General features: G+C 40.5%; 26 protein-coding genes. 10 read left to right on the forward strand and 16 right to left on the reverse strand.

Annotation, left to right across the window (positions count from 1 at the left end; all coding sequences use genetic code 11):
• Window positions 1-10 precede the first annotated feature (10 nt).
• Window positions 11-892, reverse strand: coding sequence for an EamA family transporter (locus NDN11_RS01655; RefSeq protein WP_251110598.1), 882 nt, complete (start codon window positions 890-892; stop codon window positions 11-13).
• Window positions 893-995: 103 nt separating this feature from the next.
• Complete coding sequence (gene serA, locus NDN11_RS01660) at window positions 996-2,228, reverse strand: phosphoglycerate dehydrogenase (protein WP_004657532.1); 1,233 nt, start codon at window positions 2,226-2,228, stop codon at window positions 996-998.
• Window positions 2,229-2,575: 347 nt separating this feature from the next.
• Between serA and NDN11_RS01665 the strand changes: the two genes are divergently transcribed.
• Together NDN11_RS01665 and NDN11_RS01670 are read left to right on the forward strand one after the other, a co-directional pair.
• Window positions 2,576-3,985, forward strand: coding sequence for a D-2-hydroxyglutarate dehydrogenase (locus NDN11_RS01665; protein ID WP_004803999.1), 1,410 nt, complete (start codon window positions 2,576-2,578; stop codon window positions 3,983-3,985).
• A gap of 74 nt (window positions 3,986-4,059) precedes the next feature.
• Entirely contained in the window at window positions 4,060-4,377 is a 318-nt protein-coding gene (locus tag NDN11_RS01670; RefSeq protein WP_251110599.1) for a hypothetical protein, read from the forward strand.
• A gap of 15 nt (window positions 4,378-4,392) precedes the next feature.
• Here the strand turns inward: NDN11_RS01670 and NDN11_RS01675 are convergent, their stop codons facing one another.
• Window positions 4,393-5,181, reverse strand: coding sequence for a xanthine permease (locus tag NDN11_RS01675; protein WP_251110600.1), 789 nt, complete (start codon window positions 5,179-5,181; stop codon window positions 4,393-4,395).
• 137 nt (window positions 5,182-5,318) lie between these two features.
• On the opposite strand from NDN11_RS01675, the gene NDN11_RS01680 reads away from it, so the two are divergent.
• Window positions 5,319-6,083 (forward strand): nucleotidyltransferase domain-containing protein, encoded by a 765-nt coding sequence (locus tag NDN11_RS01680; protein ID WP_251110601.1) that lies wholly within the window; start codon window positions 5,319-5,321, stop codon window positions 6,081-6,083.
• 313 nt (window positions 6,084-6,396) lie between these two features.
• Here the strand turns inward: NDN11_RS01680 and NDN11_RS01685 are convergent, their stop codons facing one another.
• The 3 genes from NDN11_RS01685 to NDN11_RS01695 form a co-directional block, all read right to left on the reverse strand.
• On the reverse strand, window positions 6,397-6,711 hold the full coding sequence (locus tag NDN11_RS01685) for a putative quinol monooxygenase (RefSeq protein WP_251110602.1): 315 nt from the start codon (window positions 6,709-6,711) through the stop codon (window positions 6,397-6,399).
• 13 nt (window positions 6,712-6,724) lie between these two features.
• Complete coding sequence (locus NDN11_RS01690) at window positions 6,725-7,315, reverse strand: NAD(P)H-dependent oxidoreductase (protein WP_251110603.1); 591 nt, start codon at window positions 7,313-7,315, stop codon at window positions 6,725-6,727.
• 112 nt (window positions 7,316-7,427) lie between these two features.
• Window positions 7,428-8,303: a DUF4349 domain-containing protein gene (locus tag NDN11_RS01695; protein ID WP_251110604.1), complete on the reverse strand. Its 876-nt coding sequence runs from the start codon at window positions 8,301-8,303 to the stop codon at window positions 7,428-7,430.
• Window positions 8,304-8,483: 180 nt separating this feature from the next.
• Here NDN11_RS01695 and NDN11_RS01700 point away from each other — a divergent pair, with 180 nt between their 5' ends.
• The gene (locus tag NDN11_RS01700; RefSeq protein ID WP_251110605.1) at window positions 8,484-8,855 is read left to right on the forward strand and encodes a hypothetical protein; all 372 of its coding nucleotides are present in this window, start codon (window positions 8,484-8,486) and stop codon (window positions 8,853-8,855) included.
• 361 nt (window positions 8,856-9,216) lie between these two features.
• Entirely contained in the window at window positions 9,217-10,452 is a 1,236-nt protein-coding gene (craA, locus tag NDN11_RS01705; protein WP_502801365.1) for a chloramphenicol efflux MFS transporter CraA, read from the forward strand.
• Window positions 10,453-10,832: 380 nt separating this feature from the next.
• Here the strand turns inward: craA and yccS are convergent, their stop codons facing one another.
• From yccS to NDN11_RS01725, 4 genes are all read right to left on the reverse strand, one after another.
• Window positions 10,833-12,983 (reverse strand): YccS family putative transporter, encoded by a 2,151-nt coding sequence (gene yccS / locus NDN11_RS01710; RefSeq protein ID WP_251110606.1) that lies wholly within the window; start codon window positions 12,981-12,983, stop codon window positions 10,833-10,835.
• 241 nt (window positions 12,984-13,224) lie between these two features.
• Complete coding sequence (gene sodC / locus NDN11_RS01715; protein ID WP_167248648.1) at window positions 13,225-13,806, reverse strand: superoxide dismutase family protein; 582 nt, start codon at window positions 13,804-13,806, stop codon at window positions 13,225-13,227.
• A gap of 108 nt (window positions 13,807-13,914) precedes the next feature.
• Window positions 13,915-15,009, reverse strand: a complete 1,095-nt coding sequence (locus NDN11_RS01720) for an AI-2E family transporter (RefSeq protein ID WP_251110607.1) — start codon at window positions 15,007-15,009, stop codon at window positions 13,915-13,917.
• 123 nt (window positions 15,010-15,132) lie between these two features.
• Complete coding sequence (locus NDN11_RS01725; RefSeq protein ID WP_167248650.1) at window positions 15,133-15,777, reverse strand: ParA family protein; 645 nt, start codon at window positions 15,775-15,777, stop codon at window positions 15,133-15,135.
• Window positions 15,778-15,907: 130 nt separating this feature from the next.
• Between NDN11_RS01725 and NDN11_RS01730 the strand changes: the two genes are divergently transcribed.
• Window positions 15,908-16,378 carry a Holliday junction resolvase-like protein gene (locus NDN11_RS01730; protein ID WP_167248651.1) on the forward strand — a complete coding sequence of 157 codons (471 nt, stop codon included), beginning with the start codon at window positions 15,908-15,910 and terminating at the stop codon, window positions 16,376-16,378.
• Here the strand turns inward: NDN11_RS01730 and NDN11_RS01735 are convergent.
• Window positions 16,372-17,007 carry a class I SAM-dependent methyltransferase gene (locus tag NDN11_RS01735; RefSeq protein ID WP_251110608.1) on the reverse strand — a complete coding sequence of 212 codons (636 nt, stop codon included), beginning with the start codon at window positions 17,005-17,007 and terminating at the stop codon, window positions 16,372-16,374. The two genes, NDN11_RS01730 and NDN11_RS01735, sit on opposite strands and share 7 nt — an antisense overlap.
• Before the next feature lie 161 nt (window positions 17,008-17,168).
• Between NDN11_RS01735 and NDN11_RS01740 the strand changes: the two genes are divergently transcribed.
• Complete coding sequence (locus tag NDN11_RS01740; RefSeq protein WP_251110609.1) at window positions 17,169-17,732, forward strand: hypothetical protein; 564 nt, start codon at window positions 17,169-17,171, stop codon at window positions 17,730-17,732.
• Window positions 17,733-17,780: 48 nt separating this feature from the next.
• Here the strand turns inward: NDN11_RS01740 and NDN11_RS01745 are convergent, their stop codons facing one another.
• Complete coding sequence (locus NDN11_RS01745; protein WP_251110610.1) at window positions 17,781-18,350, reverse strand: hypothetical protein; 570 nt, start codon at window positions 18,348-18,350, stop codon at window positions 17,781-17,783.
• A gap of 18 nt (window positions 18,351-18,368) precedes the next feature.
• The gene (locus tag NDN11_RS01750; RefSeq protein ID WP_251110611.1) at window positions 18,369-19,148 is read right to left on the reverse strand and encodes a class I SAM-dependent methyltransferase; all 780 of its coding nucleotides are present in this window, start codon (window positions 19,146-19,148) and stop codon (window positions 18,369-18,371) included.
• Between the two features lie 121 nt (window positions 19,149-19,269).
• Here NDN11_RS01750 and NDN11_RS01755 point away from each other — a divergent pair, with 121 nt between their 5' ends.
• A complete protein-coding gene (locus NDN11_RS01755) occupies window positions 19,270-20,541 on the forward strand; it encodes a hypothetical protein (protein WP_251110612.1) in 1,272 nt (423 codons plus the stop codon).
• A 65-nt stretch (window positions 20,542-20,606) separates the two neighbouring features.
• On the opposite strand, the gene NDN11_RS01760 is transcribed toward NDN11_RS01755, so the two are convergent.
• The gene (locus NDN11_RS01760; protein WP_251110613.1) at window positions 20,607-21,221 is read right to left on the reverse strand and encodes a hypothetical protein; all 615 of its coding nucleotides are present in this window, start codon (window positions 21,219-21,221) and stop codon (window positions 20,607-20,609) included.
• Between the two features lie 617 nt (window positions 21,222-21,838).
• Between NDN11_RS01760 and NDN11_RS01765 the strand changes: the two genes are divergently transcribed.
• Together NDN11_RS01765 and NDN11_RS01770 are read left to right on the forward strand one after the other, a co-directional pair.
• The gene (locus NDN11_RS01765) at window positions 21,839-22,141 is read left to right on the forward strand and encodes a hypothetical protein (RefSeq protein WP_251110614.1); all 303 of its coding nucleotides are present in this window, start codon (window positions 21,839-21,841) and stop codon (window positions 22,139-22,141) included.
• A 75-nt stretch (window positions 22,142-22,216) separates the two neighbouring features.
• The gene (locus NDN11_RS01770) at window positions 22,217-23,572 is read left to right on the forward strand and encodes a S8 family peptidase (RefSeq protein ID WP_251110615.1); all 1,356 of its coding nucleotides are present in this window, start codon (window positions 22,217-22,219) and stop codon (window positions 23,570-23,572) included.
• A gap of 93 nt (window positions 23,573-23,665) precedes the next feature.
• On the opposite strand, the gene NDN11_RS01775 is transcribed toward NDN11_RS01770, so the two are convergent.
• Together NDN11_RS01775 and NDN11_RS01780 are read right to left on the reverse strand one after the other, a co-directional pair.
• A complete protein-coding gene (locus NDN11_RS01775; protein ID WP_251110616.1) occupies window positions 23,666-24,076 on the reverse strand; it encodes a hypothetical protein in 411 nt (136 codons plus the stop codon).
• Between the two features lie 223 nt (window positions 24,077-24,299).
• A complete protein-coding gene (locus tag NDN11_RS01780) occupies window positions 24,300-24,722 on the reverse strand; it encodes a hypothetical protein (RefSeq protein WP_251110617.1) in 423 nt (140 codons plus the stop codon).
• Window positions 24,723-24,730 lie beyond the last annotated feature (8 nt).

Consider the following 24,730-nt stretch of genomic DNA (forward strand, 5'->3'; position numbering starts at 1 on the left):
AATACCCTGATTATCCAGCTTCTTTTTGCTGACGAGCCTGTTGCGTGGTAAAGGTACAGCCAATTGAGGCAATGATAATGGTGCCCAGCGCTAACCATTGATTCCAAAACAATATTTCCCCAAGAAAAATAAAGCCTGAAAGTGCGGCAACAGCAGGTTCTAAACTCATCAAGGTGCCAAAGCTAAGCGGGGTTAAACTACGCAGCGCAATCATTTCTAAAGTAAAGGGCAAGGCGCTGGCTAATATCGCAAGCCCGATAAAATAGTATAAATTTGGCAGTTCAAAGACTCGATCGATGGCTCCTGAAAAGAGTGCAAAGGGCAGCAAGCAGAGCATACCAATCGACATGCCTAAGCAAACGGTATGGTTGCCTGAGATGCCTGACGGTTTTTGCCCCGCAATAATATACAGTGCCCAACACGCACCTGCACTGATGGCAAAGAATACACCAAGCATGTCGAGACCTTGCTGTGCCTGTTGCAAAGGAAAGAGCAGCATTAAGCCCAGAATTGCACAGCCAACCCAGATAAAGTCATATTTCTGCCGAGCATGATATAGTGCGACACTTAAGGGACCAATAAATTCAAAGGCAACGGCAAGGCCTAACGGTAAGCGCTCAAGCGATAAATAGAACAGCGCATTCATGCCAGCAAGGGCAACACCATAGCTGAGAATGGCTTTCCAGCGCACTACTTTAAAATTGATGGTCCAGATCTTAAAAATCACCGCCAATATGATTGCACCAAAAAATAGGCGCATAGCGGAAACGGTTAATACAGGAAAGCTCTGAAATAGAATTTTGGCCAAGGAACCACTGCCTTGCACACACAACATGGCAATCATCAATAGCAATAAAGCATGAAGTGGTGTTTTCAGCATTGGGGTCGACATTTTATTATTTAACAGTTGGTATAATATTCACATAATAAGTCAAACGCCCATAAAAAAGCCACAGCATCAACTGTGGCTTTTTCGACATTATTCTAAATAATGCTTAGAACAATACGCGAACGCGGATCGTGCCTTCAACGTGGTTCAAGGTGTCCAGTGCTTCTTGAGATGCAGATGCGTCAACATCCATCACTAAGTAACCGATATCACCTTTAGTCATTAACGACTGACCAGAGATGTTGATACCTTGTTCAGCGAACAATGTGTTGATCTTCGATAACACACCCGGAACGTTTTTGTGGATGTGAAGCAAACGGTGCTGACCATCAGAAAGTGGTAATGCGATTTCTGGGAAGTTCACCGCAGAAAGCGTCATACCTTTGTCTGAATAAGCAACGAATTTTTCAGCCACTTCTAAACCGATGTTTGCTTGCGCTTCCATGGTCGAACCACCCACGTGTGGGGTTAAGATCACGTTGTCTAAACCACGGAGTGGAGATAGGAACTCTTCACCATTGGCTTTTGGTTCTTTCGGGAATACGTCAACCGCTGCACCAGCGATGTGACCTGATTTAATTGCATCTGCTAAATCTTCGATCACCACACATGTACCACGTGCTGCGTTCAAGAAGATTGAACCTTTTTTCATTTTCGCGAATTGTTCTTTCTTGAAGAAGTTACGCGTAGACGGAACATCTGGAACGTGTAGCGTTACCACATCCGCAGTTTCCAAAAGTTCATCTAAAGAGCCAACTTGACGTGCATTACCTAATGGTAATTTAGTCACAGCATCAAAATAGATGACTTTCATACCTAAGCTTTCTGCCAATACAGAAAGTTGTGAACCGATCGAGCCGTAACCGACGATACCTAAAGTCTTACCACGAGTTTCAAATGAACCCACCGCAGCTTTATTCCAACCGCCCGCATGTGTATCTTTCGATTTTTCAGGTACACGACGAAGCAACAAAATGGTTTCAGCAAGAACCAATTCTGCAACCGAACGAGTATTTGAATACGGTGCGTTGAATACAGGGATACCACGAGACATTGCCGCTTTTAAGTCGACTTGGTTTGTACCAATACAGAAGCAACCGACTGCGATCAGTTTGTTCGCAGCTTCAAAGATTTCTTCAGTTAATTGTGTACGGGAACGAATACCAATGAAGTGAGCATCTTTAACTGCTTCTTTTAAAGCGTCGCCTTCAAGCGCAGTTTTGTGATAATCGATGTTGGTATAACCCGCTGCATTTAAAGTATCGATGGCATTTTGATGCACACCTTCTAACAGAAGGAAACGGATTTTGTCTTTAGGTAGTGATAGATGTTGGCTCATTACGGCTCCGCTACAAAGGCCAAAATTTAGTTGCAGTACTATAGCATAGAGCTTTGAGATATAAATATTCCGTTTAAAATTAGCGCAGCAGAATTATTGATAATTTTTCAGTTGAAGCTGAATTTTATTGGTTATACACATTTTGTTATTACAGTATCTTTATCCTAAGCTTTATCCCATGCCTGCTTCTATGTAAAATGCAGATATCTGATAGTCAAATCTGAAAACATCAGGTTTGCGCTGTTCTGCCGAGTTTCTATATGTTGAATACACCATTTTAAGATATTGAAAAATATTGTGTTGTTATTCAAATGCTCTATCTTTACTTCTTGCTAGGCCTGTAAACGATGAATGCTTCAGTCGCTTTAACACCTGAGTTATTGACCCAATTAACGGCAATTGTGGGTGAAAACCGAATTAAAACCGATGCCGACAGTTTGGAAAATTGGGGACGAGATCATACCAAACATTTTGATCCGAACCCATCAGTCATCGTTTTCCCTTCAAGCACTGAACAAGTTCAGGCCATTGTTAAACTTGCCAATCAATTTAATGTCGCGATTACCCCGTCGGGTGGTCGTACTGGCCTTTCTGCAGGTGCAGTGGCAACCAATGGCGAGATCGTAATTAGCTTTGATAAGATGAACCAGATTCTTGAGTTCTTCCCAGCAGATCGTATGGTCCGTGTTCAAGCAGGCGTGGTGACTGAGCAATTACAGAATTATGCCGAAGAACAAGGCATGTATTATCCAGTCGATTTTGCTTCAGCAGGTTCAAGTCAGATTGGCGGTAACATCGGCACCAATGCGGGCGGTATTAAAGTCATCAAGTATGGCATGACCCGTAACTGGGTACTCGGTTTGACCGTGGTGACAGGTAAAGGTGATGTGCTGCGTTTAAACAAAGGCATGATTAAGAATGCGACAGGTTATTCGCTGCAACACTTATTTATTGGTGGTGAAGGTACGCTTGGTTTAGTGACAGAAGCTGAAATCAAGCTTGAGCGTCAGCCACAAAACCTACAAGTCATGGTATTGGGTGCGCCTGACTTTGAAGCAGTGATGCCTGTATTACATGCTTTCCAAAACGCAATTGACCTGACTGCTTTTGAATTCTTTGGTGAATTGGCAATGCAGAAAGTATTGGATCGCGGTCATGTACAACGTCCATTTGAAACGCAATGTCCGTTCTATGTGTTATTGGAATTTGAAGCACCATATGAACCAATCATGGACAAGGCAATGCAGATTTTTGAGCATTGTATGGAACAAGGCTGGGTAATTGATGGCGTGATGAGCCAAAGTCTAGAACAGGCTCAAAGCTTATGGCGTTTGCGTGAAGATATCTCAGAGTCGATTGCGCCGTTTATTCCATACAAAAATGACATCTCTGTATTAATTACCCATGTACCTGCATTTATTGCAGAAATTGATGCGATTGTTGCAGATAATTATCCAGACTTTGAAATCTGCTGGTTTGGTCATATTGGTGATGGTAACTTGCACTTAAATATTTTAAAACCTGAGAATCTGACTAAAGATGAATTCTTTGCCAAGTGTCAGGTGGTGAATAAATACGTGTTTGATACTGTGAAAAAATATGATGGTTCGATCTCTGCCGAGCATGGTGTCGGTATGACCAAGAAGCCATATTTGGAATATTCACGTTCGCCTGAAGAAATTGAATATATGAAAGCATTGAAGTTGGCGTTTGACCCGAACGGGATTATGAACCCAGGAAAATTATTTGATCTTTAATGCTTGATGAAATAAAAGAAGTTTTGCTAAAAGCGTATCGAAAGATGCGCTTTTTTGTTATTAGGAAAGAATAAATGATAGAAAAACAAATGATTTGTCAGGGTTATATTTGCTTACATCGTAAAGACATTGCTGCTGACTACGTTGATTTTCATAACAAGAATAATGATTTATATATCAGTATGATCCTATTTATGAAAATAGAAGATTCAACTCATATGATACGCCTATATTTGAAAGATGAAGAAAAGAAAATTCTGAATGAGTTTTTGGTCTGTGAAATCCTATTTGGAAAAATCCTAGATGAAATTGTTTTGATGAAAAATTATTCAGTATTGGATTTTCAAGGTAAAAGTGTAGGGACAGCGTATATAACAACAATTAAAGAATAAACGGCAATAAAAAAATTATTTCTTGTACGCTTTCCAACCTGTCAAAATATGATAAATCAGCGGTAAAAGACAGAGCGAAAAGAAGCTGCAAATCGCAACGGCCCAGACAGGTATATTCTGTGGATTGCCCAAAAAGAAATAAGCAAAAACTGAATAAGACAGCATCCCAAACATCGCCATTGTGCCGAGTGGAAGGGTAATTCTAAAAATTAAAAAGTTAGCAAAGGCTTTGTAAGGATTCATATTCCGATTCAAAGCATAGGCAATAATCATGACCAAGATATAGCCCATAATAAACAGCATACATAGGGTAGCGGCAAACAGTAGTCCTGTGCGCCAACTCTTTTCTTGTGCAGAACGATCACCTGCTTCATAAACGACTTGAATATGATCTCCGACTACAGGCACGTCACCTGAACGGACTGAATTATCCAAGACCAATGTTCTGTTTTGATCATCCTTGAATTGAACCTGAGCCGTATGCATTAAGGTTTGAGTTTTATATTTACGCCCGTTGGAATCTGTACGTTCGGTATCGACCCATTCTGAGGTATAACTCACGACAGTTGCATCATAGCTTGGCTTGGTCGCTAAACCATATACAGCTTGCGACACCCAATAAGTAAAAGGGAAAAATAAGGAGCTGATGCTAAACACCACCACAAATAAATAAGCAAATTCAAACTTACTGCTGTCACGATTCTTAGCTAAACGTTTTAGCCAAAACTTTGTCAGCACAAAAGACCAGACACACAAGATCGCAACCACCACCAAGAAAACCTGTCCCGCATAAGTCAGTTGCATGCATGTTCCTATTTGTTATATTGAATAGAGATTGATTTTATCAAACGATAATTTTTTTAAAATCAAATTAATGACTACGGTAAAAAAATAGTATTGTCTCTCACAAGTATAAATTTTTAAATAATGAAGTCATCGAAATGAATATCCATCACGAAATCGAAAAACTATTTCAACAACGCCAAGATATCCCATTATTTTATATCGAGAGTGGTAGCCGTTTATGGGGCATGGCCAGTCCTGATAGTGACTACGATGTACGCGGTTTTCATCTACCGAGTAAAGACCAGTATTATGATTATAAAAAGCATCGTGACTTGATCGAGATCATGGATGGCGATTTTGACTTTGTCTCTTATGACCTGAATAAAATGTTTGGGCTACTGGCAAAAAGCAACCCTACTGTTTTGGAGTGGGTCAGAGCACATATTGTCTATTTTAATGCCTTTCCAGAATGGCAGATCTTCCGTGATGGATTGCTTGAGCGAATCGACTATAGTGCGTTGTATCACCACTATTTATCACTGGCAAAAGGTGGCATGAAAGTGATGCAAACCGCAGATAACTTTACTTATAAAAAAGTGTTTTATTCGATTCGTGGTTTGATGTCAGCCGAATTGGCGACCCGAGAGCAGATGCCTGAATTACTGATTACCGATCTGTTTGCACAAGTGGATGCAAATGATCCATTACGGCATTGGGCAGAAGATTATCTGGAGATTAAAAAGCAGCAGCAAGAAAAAGCACAGCTACCCCAAGCGGAACAGGCTGCGATTCTTCAACTGTTGCAAAGCAAGATTGAGCAACTGGCAGCAAAGTCGATGCCGAAGGCTGATCGTCGTGCCAGTTTGGAAGCTTATTTAACGGATTATAGCCGTCATTTAAAACAGCATTACTATCAGTAAAGCCAGGCTTTATTCATTAGCTGAGTTCGACTTCAATGTCCATCTATCTAATAGAAAATAAGATGATCGGAGTCTGGTCAAATACTCATCCAATTTCAGGATCAGCCACGAAGTCTTGCACTTCAGTTGAAATATATTTCAACTTTGTTCAGGCTAGCCCTACTTTTCTTTCGGGATGAGGAGCGAAGCTCCGCAAGGAACAGTTATCTTGCGCTCAGACAAAGCGTTGCTTTGTTGATCTTCGCTCAGGTTGTGGATGACGTTGCCGAGTATCATAAAATTTATGAGGGTTCGATTAATAGTGAACCTTTTTCTAAATCCCACTGTTTAGAATACGGATTTTTACATCGGCTACATGGTCTTTGGTTGCTTCAAAATGTTGCTGCATATGGGCAGTTTGCATATGGGCTTCTAAATGAGCAGTACTCTGCCATTTCTCTAACATGACAATCGTATTCTCATCAGTGGCCTGCATCTCAATCGCAGGAAGATGATCAATCAAAGGCTCATAGCCATGACAGCCAGCTTCTGCCAGTACTGTTGGAATGATTTTTTCAAATGCATCTAATACCGCTTGGCGATGTTCAGCACCTGCATGTGTATAAATTTCAGCAATAATGGTTAGCATGTTATTTTCTCACTTAATGGCTTGCTGCAAAAAGTTGGTCTAAATGTGCTTTGTACGCTTCGATATAACTTGGCACATTTGGCGCCTTGATGACATCATTCACGATAAAAGTCGGTAGTGAGTCCATACCCAAGAATTGATTGGCTTTATGGAAAGGTAAATAAACACCATCCACACCCACGCCGTGGAAGAACTGATCTGGATCGGTAAAGGCTTCCATCGGTGCGTTCCATGTCAAAGACAACATGTATTTTTTACCTTGGATTAAACCACCTGAACCATATTTTTTAGAGGCATCTGAACGACTACGGCCATCACTGGCATAAAGTGAACCATGCCCAATCGTGAAGATATCATCGATGTATTTTTTCATGGTCCACGGTGCACCCATCCACCAACCTGGCATTTGGTAAATCACCACATCTGCCCATAGGTATTTGGCAATTTCGGCTTGAATATCATAGTCACTGTCAGTACGGGTGACTTGAACGCTATGACCTAAAGCTTTTAAATGCGTTTCAGAAAAAGCGGTCAATGTGTCGTTCAATTCACCATTTGAATGTTCAAATTGTTTGGCGCCATTAATAATTAAAATATTGCTCATGCGATTACTCAAAAATAAATCTCTAAAAACTGGAAAGCATTTTAGAAAATCTATTCATGAGTAAAAATGCATAAATGAGCAAAATACTATTGATCAAAAATCAATAATTAAATTATTCAGCTTTTGATTTTTTAGTCTTATACCACCGACGAGCGCCCCATAGAATCGCGATCGCCAAATACAGCGGCCATAGCATGACTAACCAAATAATGGTTTCTCTAAAGCCGTATAAACCCACTTTAATCGCTTCCCAAATCCGACTGAATAGCGGATCACTGTCTAAAGTGGCAATACGATTGATATTCAGATCATGCGTTTTACGTACTTGTGACTGCTGGAAGAATTCCAGTCGAATGGTGCTATAAGCCAAACGATCTTTAACTTCTAAATTGGTCAGTTGCTGCAGCTGATTGTTCACCGTATTTGATCCGCTGTTACTTTGATTGGCAGTATTCAGTTTTTCTTCGAGCAATTTTAATTCATAACGCTTGGCTTCATAACTCTGGGTATTAAAGTTCAGCATGAGTGGCAATAAATTATTTAAGAAGCTAGTCACCTGTGCATTAGGAATACGAACCGTGAGTTGCACGGTGGGTGTGATCTTTTCATAAATATCGACACTGCCATCAATACGGTCACGCTCAGATCGGTCACTGACTTGATAATTAATCTGTTTTTCTTCGATATAACCATTGTATTGCAATAACTGTTGTTCCAGTGCTGATGTGGTTTTTAACACGTCCTTCACTTCAAATTGTAGTTGTGCACTTTTGACCAATTGACGATTTTGTTCCAAAGCACTCTGTTGATTGCTGACCAGTTGTTCTGGATTTTGGACAGCATTTTCTTGAACCGCAGTGCTGTCCATTGCCGCACTTTCAGTCGCGACAGCTGCATCACTGGCATGGCCTTCTTCTTTTTTCGAGCAACCTAAGGTGGTGCTCCCGAGGATTAAAATAATCGTTAATTTTTTTGCTAAATCTGACATATCGGCATGTCCAAAGTGTGGTGATATTGCTGTTATAAACTGTGTTTTTTTAATCATTTGTTATGATCATCATCTTGGATGACGACAACAAATTTAATGCATGCCACATACATTTTGTTGCGTGGCAATTTAGTTTTGCATAGTAGCATAAATGAGCTAAATGGATTGGATAGGTACAAAATGCATAAAATTGCGATGATCTTGGGATCTGCTTTATTTCTCACAGCATGTCATCAACCAACAGCACCATCGCAGCAACAAGCGGCTGTGCAAAAGAGTACGGTAATGCATGCGATCTTATCGGATCAGCCCAATCTATTTCATGAAGATAGCAATTTAAAAATAGACCAGCAATTTAACAGTGCCGAGAATCCAACAGATGCACAGGTAACCGTGGAACAATCACAATTGGATGATTCTGTGATTGCTGTGCGGACAGAATATCAATTAAAACGCAATCAAGATGTTTGGAAAGTGGTGAATAAAAAGCAAAGCTATCAATGTGCCAGAGGGGAAAATACTGAGACTTTCCAATTTGATCTCTGTCCATAAGTATAGGTTCAATTTAGAGCTGCGTACGAAATAACAGCAAAGATGTGGATAACTTTTGGGTTATACACATCTCAATATGGGCGTTATCGGCTGTTTAAATTGCGGTCATTTTGAAATAGTGCTACAGTTGCGCGTGGCAATTTAGCCAAACGGTAAAACATTTACCAATCTCACGTAAATAAATTGTTTTTCTTATATACACCTAGTGAATACGGTGTTTTCACATTTATCACATGCTTTCTCACAGCATGAAATCAAAATTTAATTTAAATCTAAGCCATAAAATCTTGTGGTGATGATCCCTTTTTCATTTTGAAAAATGGGACGAACACGAGTTGGTTATTTTTGTGAATAAAACATGATGACGAATAATCAGAACATGACGTTAAACCGTATAACGCTCATGTTTCCTTTAGCTTTAGTGCTATTCGAATTTTCAGTTTATATCGGTAATGACTTGATTCAACCTGCGATGTTGTCGATTACAGAACAATTTGCAGTCAGTGCAACGTGGGCACCGTCGTCAATGTCATTTTATTTGTTGGGTGGTGCCAGTGTCGCATGGCTGTTGGGACCGCTTTCGGATCGTCTCGGGCGTAAAAAAGTGCTCTTGGCAGGTGTGGCATTCTTTACGGTTTGTTGTTTACTGATTTTATTGACCCACAATATTGAACAATTCCTGACGCTGCGTTTCTTACAAGGTATGGGGCTGAGCGTCATTTCTGCAGTGGGTTATGCTGCGATCCAAGAAACCTTTGAAGAGCGTGATGCGATCAAAGTCATGGCATTAATGGCAAATATTTCTTTATTGGCACCTTTACTTGGCCCTGTATTGGGGGCATTCCTGATTGATTATGTGTCATGGCATTGGGGTTTCGTCGCCATTGCTGCGGTGTCTTTTATCAGTTGGTTTGGCTTAAAGAAATTTATGCCTGCGACCCAAGAAAGCCGTAAACAACCGAAACAGCCTTTTAGTTATATCTTTGATGACTTTAAAAAGGTATTGAGCAACCGTCGCTTCTTGGGTTTAAGCATCGCCTTACCAATGGTGGGGATGCCGTTGATGTTATGGATTGCTTTATCACCAATCATTTTGGTTGATGAGCTGAAATTGAGCAGTGTGCAATATGGCTTGGCACAGTTTCCTGTGTTCTTTGGCTTAATTGCGGGCAATATCATCCTCATCAAAATCATTGATCGTTTCCCGCTAGGTAAAACCATTTTGTATGGTCTGCCGATCATGTTATTGGGTACAGTGTTTTTAGTGCTGGGTGTGATTTGGCAAAGCTATTTAGTGCCTTGTTTATTGATTGGTATGACCTTAATCAGTTTGGGTGAGGGGATTAGCTTCTCGGTGATGTACCGTTTTGCACTGATGTCTTCAGAAGTCTCAAAAGGAACAGTTGCGGCGGCGGTCTCGATGTTGATGATGATCAGTTATTTTGTCGTGATTGAATTGGTTCGTGTGCTGTATACGCATTTCCATATTTGGGCCTTTGCTTTAGCCAGTCTGGTCTTGATTTTATTCTGGTTTAGTTCACCACGTCATGCTTTGAAGCAACATATGCTGGCACGTCAACAAGACGGGTTGAATTAAGCTTAGGTTGATAGGGGGCTTATTTAGCTTGAGTTTAATGAAATTCATTTCCAACATTTGCGATGTGAGTAATCCTAACGGTGTCGTCCCGAGCTCTCACCTTAGTTTAGGATAAACCACTGCGTCTTGCTCTTCAGTTGAAATATATTTCAACATCGTTCAGGTTCGACCTACTTTTCTTTCGGGATGAGGAGCGCAGCTCCGCAAGGGTAACCATCTTGCGCAGCTTTAGCGCTCCTCATCTGCAAAACCTATTCACTTCTTTCACCTGAAGAATAGTATTGCAAAAACAGCATATTATAGATATTTCGCAGGTTGCAGATGACACTTCCGAGTATCATATTTTTAGCTGATTTCAGTTTTACTTGCACTCATTACGCTCACTTAATTTCTAAGGCGAGCAGTTTATTTTTTAATATGATTAATTCAGGCAAGGTCTCGAGCAACAGACTCATTTGTTTTAACAGCAAAGGGTGCTTTGCAGAGACCTGATGCTGTTGATTTAGGATATCAATATCTTCGAGTAAGCGTTCTACTTGCTGTTGCGGAATAGCGGCTTGTTCGATCAGACTTTGCTTGAGCACATTCTCAATTTTATCTAGTAATTTTAATAACGCCTGATCTTCAATTTTTTCCCGTTGATGTCCCAAGGCCGAGACATAGCTGAGTTGGCTATGGCTATAGACCAAATAGCGAAAGGCATGCTGAATGAGTTCTTGGTTGGGCTGAGGTTCTGTACTCAGACTTGAGATCATATTCGACAGCTCGATCTGGGCATTATGTGCTGCACGTCGAGTGGTTCGGTACTCCAGATCAAGTTCACGTCCTTGATGATACTGCTGTACCACCACATGAAAATAATCGAAGGTGGTTTGATTATTTTTCTTGATGTTGCTGGAGATATTGCGGAAATTCCAATCGGGCCAAATGAAATTGACTGCGAGCCATGCAATAGCACAACCAATAAAAGTGTCAATAATGCGTGGCAGGATAATACTAAAACCTGCACCTTTTAAATTAAAAATCAGTAACACCATCAAGGTCGCCATGACAGTGGCAAGTGCATATTTCTTTTGTCTTAAATAGAAAAATGAGACCCCACAGATGACGGTTAATACCAATTGGCCTTCAATACTTGGCACAAAATAAAGAATGGGGATACCTAGTAACACCCCGAGTAAAGTACCGATGGTTCTGAGCTTGAGACGGCTTTTGGTGGCAAAGTAGGTGATCTGGCAAACAAATAAACTGGTGAGTAAAATCCAGTAGCCATTTTGGGCAAAAGGCAATAAGGAAATGGCATAACCCACTGCAAAGATCACAGCCAAACGCACCGCATGACGGAACAGCGCTGATTGTGGACTAAGTTGTTGTTTGATTTTTAAAATAAGATCCTGTACACCCTGAATATCGTCATCGAGTAAGTTCAAATGATCTTGATGTTGCTGCGGTGAAAGCTGTTCAATATTTTGATTGAGTTGCAGTTGAGTAAATTGCTCATGCACACTTTTTAAATTATTTAAGATCAGCTCTAGATTTTTAACTTCAAGATTATTGGGGTGTTGTTGCACCCAATCTCGCATCGACGATTCTAGATTTTCTAGTGCTTTACTGGCTGATTCACGGGGCTGATAGCTTTGATGATCTAAGATCGCTCGGCTTAAATCATGACAGGCCAAGGCTTGTAGCTGCATATTTTTTTGAATACGGAAAATTAAATCACTACGGCTAAAATTCTGATGAATTTTTTCATAATGTAGATAGCTAGAGGTGACCTGTTCATGCATGTCTTGAGCAAAATAATATAAGTTCAGCCAATAAATACTGGTGTTGTTAACTCGAGACGCTTTTAAGCGCGTCAGTAAGGAATTCTTGGCTTGATTCAGGCTACTGACCACTTGGCTATTTTTGTGAGAAAGTTCGAATAGCAGTGTTTCAACATTATCAATATTATCTGGGTCGAATAACCGTGATTTGGTCTGTAGTAATTCAGCAATATCCTGAAAAATAGTAGAGATCTTTTCTTGCAGTGGTAAGGTTGGGCGAATAACAAAAAATAAGATTGAAGTCAGTCCATACCACAAGGCACCCAATACAAAATAGCTCGGTTGCTGATACCAAGCTGGGTATTCTCCTAAACCAAACATGGTATAGATCGAAAGTAAAATCGTACCAAAGGAAATGGTGGCATAGCGTTGCCCAAGCGCACCCATCATGACCAACGCTGCACTGGAGAGGCTGAGATAAACAATGAACCAAAATTTATAGGGGGCGAGAAACTCTAAAATGGTACTGACCGTAAAGAACAGCACGCAGACATACATCAGATTGCGTAAACGGATACTGAGACGATCATCAAAGTCAGTCAGTGCGGTCGCAATTGCGCCCAAGGTCACAGGTACAATCAGTTGCCCGAATCCAAGCTGATATAAGCCTAATGTTGTACCGCAAAGCACAATCAGGATTTGTAAGCAATAAAGCAGAATCGAGTTGGAGCGAAAGCGATTGAATAGGAGGAATAAATTTTTCACGATTCTTATTCTTTAATATGTTCTGAAATCATCATACAAATAAATTTCCCAAAGCAAAGCAATGTTAGCCAACAAGAGGCACTATTTTTTAGCATTAATATTTGTATGATCTTTAAAATAAGAGATGAGATGCAAAATTCATGCTCAGTTGGATTTTGTTATTGTGAGATTGAAAAAGAAATAAAAATGGCTAAAAGCAGAGCAACTGTGGATAACTCGGAAGATACCCACAGTGTTCAGATTACTTAATCACACCGCAGGCGATACGGTCACCACCACCGCCTAATGGTTTTGGTGTATCTGAATAATTGTCCCCACCGACATGGATCATGATCGCACGATTCTGAATATCAGCCAGTTTTAAACGTGGCGCAATCACTGGAGTTGTCGCAAAACCTTTTTCATTGACTACCAATACGGGTAAATCACCTAAGTGTCCAGTTTCAGGCGTACCATGATGTGCGACTTTTTCAGGGTTTAAGTGACTGCCTGCTGCCAAGGCTGCGCCCATTTTTCCATCTTTTAATGCAGCTTCACAGGATGGATTTTCATGGATGTGGAAACCATGTTCGCCAGGAGAAAGTTTCCAAAGAGCAGGGGTGATTAATAAACCTTTAGGTGTTTGTTGAAATGAAACAGTTCCGATTGAAGCACCAACACCATTGGCATCGACTTGATAGACTTGGATCAATTGCTTTTGATCAGTTGTGCTGGTCTTGGTCTGGATTTTAGCTGCATTGTTATCGAGGGAAACCGAAGAGCAGGCTGCGATACTTAAACTCAGACAGCCCAGCAGAGAGATTTTTTGAAGCATTGAAGTCATTGCGAAGATATCCTTATAAATTATCTTTATTTGACGATTCAAACAAAGTAAGCGATATCCCGCAAGTAACATTAATCAATTGATGACAAAAAATTAAATAAAACAAACCTATTTATTTTCGGGAGGAGCTTCCAGAGCCGCAACAGGCTCATCGACATTTTCATGCAGCCATTCGCGCCAAATTGCCAACAGGATGGCTAAAATCACAGGGCCAATAAACAGACCGACCAGACCAAAGCTAGCAATACCACCTAATACCCCAAACATAATCAGAATGAATGGAATCTGGGTCGCGCCTGAAATCACCAATGGACGAATCACATTATCAGAGCTACTGACAATCACAATACCCCAAACCACAACACCAATCGCTTCCATGGTTTGCCCTTGGGCGAATAGCCACAGACCTACCCCAAGATATGAGACAGGTGTTCCAAAAGGAATCAGCGCCAAGATAAAGGTGACCATAGTCAGCAGCATTGGGTTAGGCACACCCGCGACAAAGTAGCTAAGACCAGCCAAAATCGCTTGTGCAACGGCGGTTAAGCCAACACCGTAAACCACGGCACGTGTTGTTTCAGAAATGGTATCCAAGTAATGATGGACACGCGGACCAATCACCATTTCCAAGGCGCGACTCACTTGTGCCAAGATCATTTGTCCATCACGGTAGAAGAAGAACAAGGTCATCAGTGCAAAAGTCAATTTGACCAAGTTACGACTAATCTCGCTCAATACAAAACGCCCATAACTCAGATGGCTTTGAATCCATTCGGCAATATTCTTGGTAATGCTATTCGGATCATTACTGAGTTCATTGACAGTACGGCTGATGTCTTTACCAATAATCGGTAGATTTTTGATAAATTCAGGAACTTGAACATGGCCTGAAAATAACTGTCGCTGTAAATTAAAATATAAATTACGACCTTCAAGTTGCAACATAAAGATTGCACAGATAAATGGCACACCAATCACGATAATGACCAAGCTAATCATCAGGGTAGCATTCAGTGTAGGTCGGTTTTCACCAAAGAAACGACGCTGTACCCATAGATATAAGGGCCAAGTCATATAGGCAATAATTGCGGCCCAAAGGACAGGGACAATAAAGTATTTGAGAATACTGAATCCCAAAAAGAGCAGGACAAAGAACAGTCCAAACAGCAAAACGCGTTGTAATATGGGAGCGTATTGTTGCACGATAGTATTTCTCAAGTGCTAGAAATTGAATAAAACCATCTTAACTGAAAAAGTAGGCGAGGGAAATTTTCATTTCCCGGTTTTAGGATTTGATATCAAAAGATTACGTTTCTTTGCAAAGCCTTAGAACCACTCGCTCGGATCATCAACTAATTGGTTTAAAACAGGCTGCCATTGGCTCTGGATGCTGACAAAGTTTTTCTGGGTCTTATCAAATACACTCAGTCCTTGCATTGCCAATGTACCGTAGGCGCTACGCTCGGAAATCCAAGCCACAGGATCTTGTTCAATCTTACTAAAGAAGTCTTGAATATCCTTTGAACTGGCACTGTTTGGTTTGACACGATTGGCAATCAACAGGATTTGCACTTTGCCTTTACGAATACGCTTGATGTCTTGTAAATGTTTTAAGAAGCGACGGGTACTGTCGATATCAAAGAATGACGGCTGCAACGGTGTCACAATCGCATGTGCCTCGCTGACCAGCTGCTCTGCATGTTCACCTGAAAGTGCACCAGGCGCATCGATAATTAAATAATCTAAATTCTTTGGTGCTTCACCAATTGATTTTTCATGTCGCCAATCCAGACTTTGAATACCTGTGACGGTTGCAGGACGTTGCTTTAACCATTGCAAAGATGATTTTTGGTTGTCAGCGTCAGCCAGCGCAACTTTATATCCTTTTTGAGATAGTGCTGCCGCCAGTGTAATAGCTGTCATGGTCTTGCCACAGCCACCTTTTTGATTTGCGATTAATATGGTTTTCATGAAATTAGATTTATTAACTAGGCTCTCGTATTCGTTTATACCTTAGCATCTTTTTCGGTCAAGTGTGTTACACATGACAAAAGTTTAATGTTGCAGTTAAATAGCTGCATTCAAAAAAAGGAAAGTTGCTATGTCGGTTTGGCTTGCGATGCTGATTGGTGGTTGTATTGGTGTCGTGATTACGACGATTATTTTATCCAGCACACGCAATGGCCGGATTCAGGCTGAGTATGAAAAATATATCGCTGAACTAGAGTTAGAACATAAACAGGCTTTGCTTGATGCGCAGAAGCGTAGTGTCAATACCAGTCGTGCGGTATTAAAAGGAAAAATGGCAGAGCAGTTTGCACCAATCTTGCCTGAATTTCGTTATTTACCGAGCGATGCCAAGTTTTTGGGTGATCCTGTCGACTACGTTATTTTTGATGGTTATACCGATTTCCGAGATGGGGATGGCACAGCCGAAGATATTGAAGTGATTTTATTGGATATTAAAAGTGGTGGTGCACGCTTAAGCAAAGGACAGCAGGCGATTGCTCAAGCGGTTGCAGAAGGGCGTATCCGATTTGAAACCTTACGAATTGATTTTGAAGATCAATGAGGTGTTTCTAATTTTTGTACACGGGCCAACAGCATTGTTTGTGCCACAGATGGGATTCCTTCTGCATCAAAATATTCTTTTTCGATGAATTTAAACTTGGCTTGTCGTAACTGACTTTCGATATCCCGATTTAGGTGACAACCATCGGCAATACGTTTCTGAATTGGGGTCAGTAGCGTTTGCAAGGACTGTATTTTTGCCGAGTTTGGATGTTTGACATGTTCAACCAGATGGAAGGTTCCTGTTGGTTTCAGCACCCGATATATTTCGGTTAAGGCTTGTTCAAGATCAGCAATGCTACAGAGTGTCCACGTCGACACAATATGATCTAAAGAAGCATCTGCAAAGGGTAGTTTTTCTGCACTCGATTGCACATGCTTAATAAAGAAAGGTGCATGTTGTACGCGCTCAATCGCCAACTGATAAATATCCGAATTGGGTTCCAAAGCATATAGTGAATCGACATTGCCATAAAACGGAATATTCAGCCCTGTGCCAAAACCAATTTCGAGCACCTCACCTTCGAGTGGAAGCAATAATTCACGACGTCGATCCATCAAGCTGGCAGTTTGCATGACTTGATTGAGTAAATGAGGAAAGATGTGACGTTGATAAAATTGGTAAATCATAGAGATCCATTCGTTGGTTTTAATAAAGAGGATACTTCACTAACAGCACAAAAATATGACTAAACTGAGTTTGACTGTTACTAAAAAAAGCACTTTTTTTCACCATCTCAGCATACTATCAAGAGAAAGGCTTTTCTAATATTTTCGAGGATAATCGAGCCATGAAAAAACGTCTATGGATGAGTTTATGCATGGTGGCTGCAATTGGGCAAACACATGCATCAACCGGTCAGGCAGAATATAACATTGCCAATGGCTTAGCGCCTGTTGTGGAATATCAATCGATTTCGGTATTAAAACCTTTTGATGGTAATTTCCGTATTCTCGGTTCAAAAGTCTATCATGACGATGAGCAAGCCAAATTTTCTCCGATCGACTATGCGGTGAGTTTGGGAGCATTTACTGATCCTGCAATCGCCCGAACAATTGATGTGCGTCAATATGATCGTTATTTGAATTGGAAAATGAATACCTTGCCAGTGCCACCAGACCAAGCGATCAAACTGGTCTCGAATATGCACATTATTCCAGCCAATCCAGAAATTGCCAAACAGATTAAACAGGTGAAGCGTGGTGACTTGGTTCAACTCAAAGGGGAGTTGGTCGAGATCCGAGATAAGGACTTGGTATGGAAATCCTCTTTGACCCCAGGTGGAGTGGGTGATGGCGCCTGTGAACTATTTCGTGTGAGTTCGATTCAGTGGATTGAGAAACAGAATATTTAATAATGAATGTGAAATAAAAGGGGCATCAGCCCCTTTTATTAATTGTAGTTATTCAGCTTGCATTTTGGTTTCAGGTGCTTGTGCACTTTTCCAGTGATGTAACTGGCTTTGGGCGTGTAGATATTCATTCAGATGATTGACTTGTTTGTTTGCGTCCGTTTGAGACTGAGTTGATGCATTTCCTTGTTCTAAAACTTTGGCTTGTTGTTCCCAATAGTCATAGAGCAAGCCTTGGATATAACGTCCTTGTTCAGTTTTTAGTTCCAGATCTTTCAGCATGGCAAGCGCAGATTTTACATTGTCTTTTTGGCGCTGCTGTTCAAATTCAGGTGTTAGCGTATTGGCTTCTTTCATTTTGGCCAATTCAATTTCCATGCTGTCGCTCATGTCGGTAAAGCGATTGTCATAATCTTCTAAAATCGCAATATCATGACCATCATCTGCTGTGGCAGGGAACTGCTTGATTGGTGTTTGATTCAGCTGGCCAATCGCGTCATTAGTCGAACTGCTTTGCTGCTCTTTATTGGCAGAAGGCTCTTTGTCTTTATTACATGCACTGAGCATCAGCGCTGAACTAAGTACACAGGTAATGGCAAATGTGATTTTAAGATTAGGCATAGCTCAACTCGTTCAAGATTAATTTGATATTTTCTGGAAATGGTATGCAAAAGTGGTATAGGGGAAGCTAATCTGATCTTGCTCAGTTAAGCCCGTAAAATCAAATACAATTTGTTCAAACTTTGCTTTTAACTGTTGTTGCTCTGCTGATGACATCGCAGCGATAAAACTGGTGGAAAGCAAACGTTTACTCACCACCTGTTCGACCGTGCCTTGATGCGCTTGTTGAAAGGTTGTTAATCCATCCAATTTAAATAAGGATTGTCCTTCGAACACCTGTTTCCATTGTTCACTATGATAACGCGGTGTATCTCCTTCCAAAGGCGAAATTTCATCCGCTAGTGCTTTAACCCAATCGACATTGGTATCGCGTTGATTCCAGATCAGCCCTAAATGGCCTGATGGCTTAAGTGCCCGATGCATTTCACTGAGCGTTTCGATATTGGCAAACCAGTGGAAAGATTGGGCACAGAGAATGGCATCCATTGATGCATCTTTTACTGGGATTTGTGTGCTGAAGGCTTGTAAGCATTCGACAGTGGGATAGGCCTGTTGTAGTTGCTGCAACATTTCAGTGACAGGCTCAACTGCAATCACTTTTGCCTGTGTTTGAATCAGGTAAGGTAAGAATTTGCCAGTCCCTGCACCAAGGTCTACAACAGTGGAACTTTCACCTATTTTGAGTCGATCTTGCAGCCAAACCGCTATTTCTTGCGGGTAACTGGGGCGTACCTGTTGGTAGAGTTCTGCCCCTAAACTAAAGCCTTTTTGAGCAGTGGGATGTAAGGATTGTGTCATTTTTTGCGCTTTTTAATCTGTCTTATCTCTATAAAATAAGATACTCCGCAATTATGGTTTGGCAAAGCCATCATTTGGTGACTTTTTGCGACAAGCCTAGGATCAATTTTTCAGTGTGAGCATGGATAAGCAAATAATATTTGAAGATGAGCATATTCGCGTTATTTTTTTAAAAGGTTCAAGTGACACTTTAGTAATTTCGTTTGGCGATTTGATTAGTCGCGCTAAAGGCATGTCAATTAATGCTGAAAAATCCTTAATAAAATATCAATACAACGTGATCGGCATCATGCCGAAGCAGAAATCATGGTTTCCGAAAAGTAGCATGCTTCAGATGCAGCAGCAGATTCAGCCAATTTTGCAGCAATTCAAAGGCATTGTTGGTTATGGCGGTTCCATGGGTGGCTATGCTGCAATCAAGTATTCAAATTTATTGAATATGCAAAAGATTGTGGCTTTTGTACCACAGTATTCAATTGACCCTGATGTGGTACAAGATCGCCGTTATGCTGAGTTTTTTGATGTGTCTATTCATCAAGATATGCAGATTCAGGCCGATGAGGTGGATTCATCACGTGAATACATTATTGTCTATGATCCATACTTTGCCGAAGATAAAGAGCATTTCTTAAAGATCCAACCCTTATTACCTAAAATGCATGTGATTCATTTGCCATTTACGGGCCATGAAGCACTTTCGGTCTTGGCTAGTTCTCAGTTGCTGAATGATTTTGTGGTTAAACCATTTGAAATCACTTATTTCTATCAGCGGGTTCGGGAAGTTAAGAAGCAAAGCAAGTTCTATTATCGGCATGTGTTGGATGCCTTGTTACCACGCCATCATCAGGCTTTATTAAAGATCCTCGAGCAAAACGAGATTGCTTTAGATGAGCGTTATTTTGATGCTGCTCTCAAACAGAAGCTGGTACAGCAGCTGTTTAATCTCAAACAAGGCACGGAACAGAATTTACATAAGCTCGGCGTACATCTGCATTTTGCGCAACATACTGAGACCCAAGCTGCCAATGTGGTGAATGTACAGAATCAGTTTTTGGTTTTTAATTTGGCAAGCTTGAAATTAGAGAGTTATAACGCAGAGATCATTGCAGCCAATCCAACATATCTATTGCCATTAAACCTGACTGCCAATAGTTTGGTGAAGCTCAGATTGAATGATGAATATTATTTCTTGAGCATGAATGATCGTGGAATTCACAAATTGGTCAAAGAGGGGGAGCCATTTGCACTGGATCAATCCCCACTAGTGTTTAAGCACTATGCAGATTTTTATAGTCTGAGCTATAAAAATTTGACTTTAAGTTGCGATGCACAAGGTCAGACGCACTTTATTGAAAATAATGCAGATGAGCACACTAAACTGCAATTATGCTGAATGAATCTTTCCCAATAAAAAAGCCCTTTGAATATTCAAAGGGCTTTTTTATATCTAACAGAATGTTAATTTGCACCAATTTTTGCATTGGTATTCACGTTGGCATTTACGCCTAATACTTTAACGCCGACATTCGCACCTGTTTGGAGGTTCTTTTTATCCGCATTTAGGCCTGTTTTTGCATTTACGGATGCAGCTTTACCATTCACTTGTGCTTGCGCATTGGTCTGAGCACCTAAGTTTAAAGATTTAGATTTTGAAGTTGTCTGTTTATTTGCAATACGCTGTTTTACATTTGCAGTCGTATCTACAGCCAATTCTTTACCATCAACGGCTTTATCAACTACATAGTCTTTCGTATTTCTGACTGCTTCACCTGTTTTATTTGCCACTTGTGAGCCAACATTTGTTGCTGTACTTACTGTTTTTTGAGTGGCTGCAACGCCAGTGTTTACCGCTGTGTGGCCTACATTATGTGCAGTGTGACCTACGCCTTGAGCGACTTGCCCTACACCTTGAGCTGTACCTTTTAATGCACCTGTGACGCCGTTAATCAGACCGCCTGATTGGACATTGACCTGAGCTGAACCACTTGCATTTGCCCCGACGTTCTGTGCAAAAACTGAAGCAGAAGCAAGGATAGTTGTTGTCACGATAGCTGTTTTGATCATTTTTTTCATTGCGATTTCCTTAAGCGATGTACCGTATTGGGGTACTTCATCAACGCCATTGCATCATAGCCAGCAAAAAGTAGAAATCTATGGATTTCATCAAAACGTTACAACCTGATTACAGCTTAAAAACACTGTAGAAGGGAATTGTGGAGAGTAATTACAATTTTAAGAACATGAAAAGTATAATTTTTATTTGAATATAAGCACCTGTAAAAGATCAATTTAGCTACGTTTGGATACAGCAAATTTTTCATTTAAAATTTATATTTTAGAGCTTTTAATATGAAGATTAAGAATATTTAAATAAATTTAAACAGATTCAAAAAAGATAAAAATAGTGGCATTTTTATTGCTTGGTAAATATATATGAAATATTTGTTGCACTTTTTTTATGCAATTTTATTTTTAAGGCGCACAATGGATAGCGTTGTAATCTTGAGCTATCTAGGCAGATATTAAATGGCCTAGTGTGTAAGTACTTTGAATCACCTGTGATTTGAGTACTATCAATTGTATTGAAGTATGTGAAATTTAAAGTGAATTTTAAATTTTATTCATGTGATTTATAGAAAAATAATTGAAAGCCGAGTAAAGGCCAGTAAATAAAATGCTGGAGAAAATGAATGAAACAGATTGCTGCATTTTTAATTGTATTGGTTGGGTTGGGTGTGGTGGTGTTCTATTTCGAGCCATCAGAAGCACCAGCTTCAACTGACGACACTGCGGTATATCACATGAGCACTCAACATTCCGAAACAATAACATCAGAAACAAAACCAGTGGAGGTGAAACGACAAGAACATACCAACTCAAACACATTGGATGCTTCTCAGCAAGATGTCCAATTTTATGACACTAAAAGTGATCCTTCGATACAACCGATCGATCCTGATACTGATCCAGCAAATGAAATCAAAAAACTCTAAATCATCTGGATTTCTTTACCCAAGAAAAACAGGCATTTAAAACAGTTCTTTATCCAAGAACGATGGAGACCAATAGTGAACAATAAAACCTTATTACTATTAAGCCTATGTGCTTTTATAACCACCACGACTTCAGCAGCAACACTCAATGCCGTCCAACTCAAACAACGACTCAGCTCGGCGGCACTCAACAAAGTAGCAAAAGGTAAAATTAATATTGATGCTTTAGTTGATAATGATTCGAATGATTTACTCATCGAGTATGAAAGCAATACTGCGAGCACTACTTTGGGGCTAGAAAAACGTAGTTTGATTGCTGATGGCAAAAGCCAGTTTAAAAATAAATTTGGCAAGTCGACGGGCTTTCAAACTTTACGTGAGTTTAATGGTCTGCCTTTAGGTTTATATCGAATTCAAAATCGTGAAACCTTAGCACAAGTGTTAAATGATCCCGCTGTAAAAGGTGTTTATCCAAACCGTAAAAATGTCCCGACCACAATGGAAAGCCTGCCGTTGATCAATCAGCCACAAGCTGTAAGCAACGGCTTTACTGGAGAAGGTTCGAGTGTGGTGGTGATTGATACTGGCGTGAATTATAAACATGCTGACTTTGGCTGTACTGCGGTCAATACCCCAGCTTCAACTTGCCGTGTGGTTTATGCCTTTGATAGCGCATCTGATGATAATAGCTTGGATGATGATGGGCATGGCAGTAACGTTTCTGGGATTGTTGCCAAAGTTGCATCTAAAACCAAAATTATTGGGATTGATGTGTTTAGAAAAGTTCGATCACAAGGACAATGGGCAAGTACCGCTTATGACAGCGACATTCTGGCGGGGATTAACTGGGCGGTAAATAATGCGCAAACCTATAACATTAAAGCGATTAATTTAAGCTTAGGTGTACCTGGGGTGAAATATACATCTGAATGTAGCAACAGTAGCTATAGTACGGCTTTTGCCAATGCACGTGCAGCAGGTGTTGTACCTGTAGTGGCTTCGGGTAATGATGCCTTCGCCGATGGGATTTCTTCACCAGCCTGTGTGAAAGGTGCAGTACGCGTAGGTGCTGTGTACGATAGTAATATTGGTGGTGTGTCTTGGGGTAATCCGTTGAAATGCTCTGATCCAACCACAGCTGCGGATAAAATTACATGCTTTAGTAATGGTGGCTCATTGGTGACTTTATTGGCACCAGGGGCAATGATTACTGCCGGTGGTGAAACTCAAGGTGGAACTTCACAGGCAGCACCTCATGTTGCAGGTGCAATCGCATTATTACGTGCCAATGGCGTGACACCATCAGAGACCATCGATCAAACTGTAAATCGTTTGAAAGTAACAGGTAAGCCAATTACCGATACGCGAACTGGTTTGGTGTTCCCACGTATTGATTTACTATCTGCAACCAGTGGACTTAGTTCAAATTAAGATTATTTTATAGTTTAAGCATCGATCCAAAAATAGTTTAAAAAGCCATGACTCGTTGCAGCTAGAGATAGATGCAACGAGTTTTTTATAAGCTTAATGACATTGTGCTAGCTTATCCGCACTAAAGTTACTTTGTAGTTTTTGAAAGTTGGCTTGAACAGTCGCATCTTGCACATCAAAGGCGGTTGCAGTTGTTGGTTGAGCAAGTGTTTTATCTTTATAGTGTTGGGTGGCAGAGCCTGCTGAAATTAAACCATTTTGGTCGAAGCGCCAGTGTTCAACCGCCTGACCGCCTTCAAAATAGCCAGTAAATTCGATGTTGCAGTGTTGGTCTTGTTTGATCAGTTTTGCAATATTACCTTCAGTGGATGGTGTGGCACCAATATTCTTCACTTGCTGTAATGTTTGTGCGCCATTGTTCTGTGTAGAGAGTGCTGAGCAAGCAGTAAAGCTGATTGCACTGATGCAGGAAACAAAAATTATTTTGAAAGTACGTTGCTTCATGTGCAAAATTCCAGTCCGATGAATTTATTAGATTTAGTGTGTCGACAAAGTACGTGAAGTTCAATGAATGTTTTGAGCGGACACTGTAAATTTAAAGCCTATTTTTCAAATAACTATAACGGAAGCAAGATAGGTAAATTGTTTTGCATCAGATATAAATAGAGCACTATTTCATTCAAGTACCCATTTTAAAAAAACCTCTACGGTGTAGAGGTTTTTGGGTTTAGTTTTTAGAGGACTGGCTGAGTTCAGCACGTTCGATCGGGACATTGCCTTCATTGGTGCCAACTACAGCATCTTTGGTGTCTTGCCATTTCTTGGCTGTGTATTGCTTGGCTTTTTCGGTTTGCTCTTGAACAATTTCAGCTTGTTCAGCTGAGTATTCTTTGGTGATTTTCCATTTTTCACTCATCTTTTGCGATGTGTTTTCAGATGCGCCTTGGATTGAATCACCGAGATTCTGCATGCCTTTACCTGTTTTATATAGCAGAATACGACCTAGGCTTGGATTGTCGCCATAGGGCATGGCTTTTTCAGGGACAGCATTAGATACATTGGCTGTCGTGTTGGTTGTATCTGCTGCCCAAAGCGAAGACGATGCAATCAGTGCCGTCGTAACACATAATAGTTGTACTTTATTCATCATCTTGTCTG

Source organism: Acinetobacter sp. C26M (assembly GCF_023702675.1).
Classification (GTDB): domain Bacteria; phylum Pseudomonadota; class Gammaproteobacteria; order Pseudomonadales; family Moraxellaceae; genus Acinetobacter.

Coding starts and splice junctions, on each gene's coding strand:
- NDN11_RS01695 (WP_251110604.1), bottom strand. CDS start 8,303: ATGTCAGATTTAGCAAAAAAATTAACGATTATTTTAATCCTCGGGAGC.
- NDN11_RS01755 (WP_251110612.1), top strand. CDS start 19,270: ATGGATAAGCAAATAATATTTGAAGATGAGCATATTCGCGTTATTTTT.
- NDN11_RS01700 (WP_251110605.1), top strand. CDS start 8,484: ATGCATAAAATTGCGATGATCTTGGGATCTGCTTTATTTCTCACAGCA.
- NDN11_RS01655 (WP_251110598.1), bottom strand. CDS start 892: ATGTCGACCCCAATGCTGAAAACACCACTTCATGCTTTATTGCTATTG.
- NDN11_RS01750 (WP_251110611.1), bottom strand. CDS start 19,148: ATGACACAATCCTTACATCCCACTGCTCAAAAAGGCTTTAGTTTAGGG.
- serA (WP_004657532.1), bottom strand. CDS start 2,228: ATGAGCCAACATCTATCACTACCTAAAGACAAAATCCGTTTCCTTCTG.
- NDN11_RS01760 (WP_251110613.1), bottom strand. CDS start 21,221: ATGAAAAAAATGATCAAAACAGCTATCGTGACAACAACTATCCTTGCT.
- NDN11_RS01675 (WP_251110600.1), bottom strand. CDS start 5,181: ATGCAACTGACTTATGCGGGACAGGTTTTCTTGGTGGTGGTTGCGATC.
- NDN11_RS01735 (WP_251110608.1), bottom strand. CDS start 17,007: ATGATTTACCAATTTTATCAACGTCACATCTTTCCTCATTTACTCAAT.
- NDN11_RS01680 (WP_251110601.1), top strand. CDS start 5,319: ATGAATATCCATCACGAAATCGAAAAACTATTTCAACAACGCCAAGAT.
- NDN11_RS01725 (WP_167248650.1), bottom strand. CDS start 15,777: ATGAAAACCATATTAATCGCAAATCAAAAAGGTGGCTGTGGCAAGACC.
- NDN11_RS01775 (WP_251110616.1), bottom strand. CDS start 24,076: ATGAAGCAACGTACTTTCAAAATAATTTTTGTTTCCTGCATCAGTGCA.
- NDN11_RS01685 (WP_251110602.1), bottom strand. CDS start 6,711: ATGCTAACCATTATTGCTGAAATTTATACACATGCAGGTGCTGAACAT.
- NDN11_RS01730 (WP_167248651.1), top strand. CDS start 15,908: ATGTCGGTTTGGCTTGCGATGCTGATTGGTGGTTGTATTGGTGTCGTG.
- NDN11_RS01690 (WP_251110603.1), bottom strand. CDS start 7,315: ATGAGCAATATTTTAATTATTAATGGCGCCAAACAATTTGAACATTCA.
- NDN11_RS01780 (WP_251110617.1), bottom strand. CDS start 24,722: ATGATGAATAAAGTACAACTATTATGTGTTACGACGGCACTGATTGCA.
- sodC (WP_167248648.1), bottom strand. CDS start 13,806: ATGACTTCAATGCTTCAAAAAATCTCTCTGCTGGGCTGTCTGAGTTTA.
- NDN11_RS01670 (WP_251110599.1), top strand. CDS start 4,060: ATGATAGAAAAACAAATGATTTGTCAGGGTTATATTTGCTTACATCGT.
- NDN11_RS01745 (WP_251110610.1), bottom strand. CDS start 18,350: ATGCCTAATCTTAAAATCACATTTGCCATTACCTGTGTACTTAGTTCA.
- NDN11_RS01740 (WP_251110609.1), top strand. CDS start 17,169: ATGAAAAAACGTCTATGGATGAGTTTATGCATGGTGGCTGCAATTGGG.
- NDN11_RS01765 (WP_251110614.1), top strand. CDS start 21,839: ATGAAACAGATTGCTGCATTTTTAATTGTATTGGTTGGGTTGGGTGTG.
- craA (WP_502801365.1), top strand. CDS start 9,217: ATGACGAATAATCAGAACATGACGTTAAACCGTATAACGCTCATGTTT.
- NDN11_RS01665 (WP_004803999.1), top strand. CDS start 2,576: ATGAATGCTTCAGTCGCTTTAACACCTGAGTTATTGACCCAATTAACG.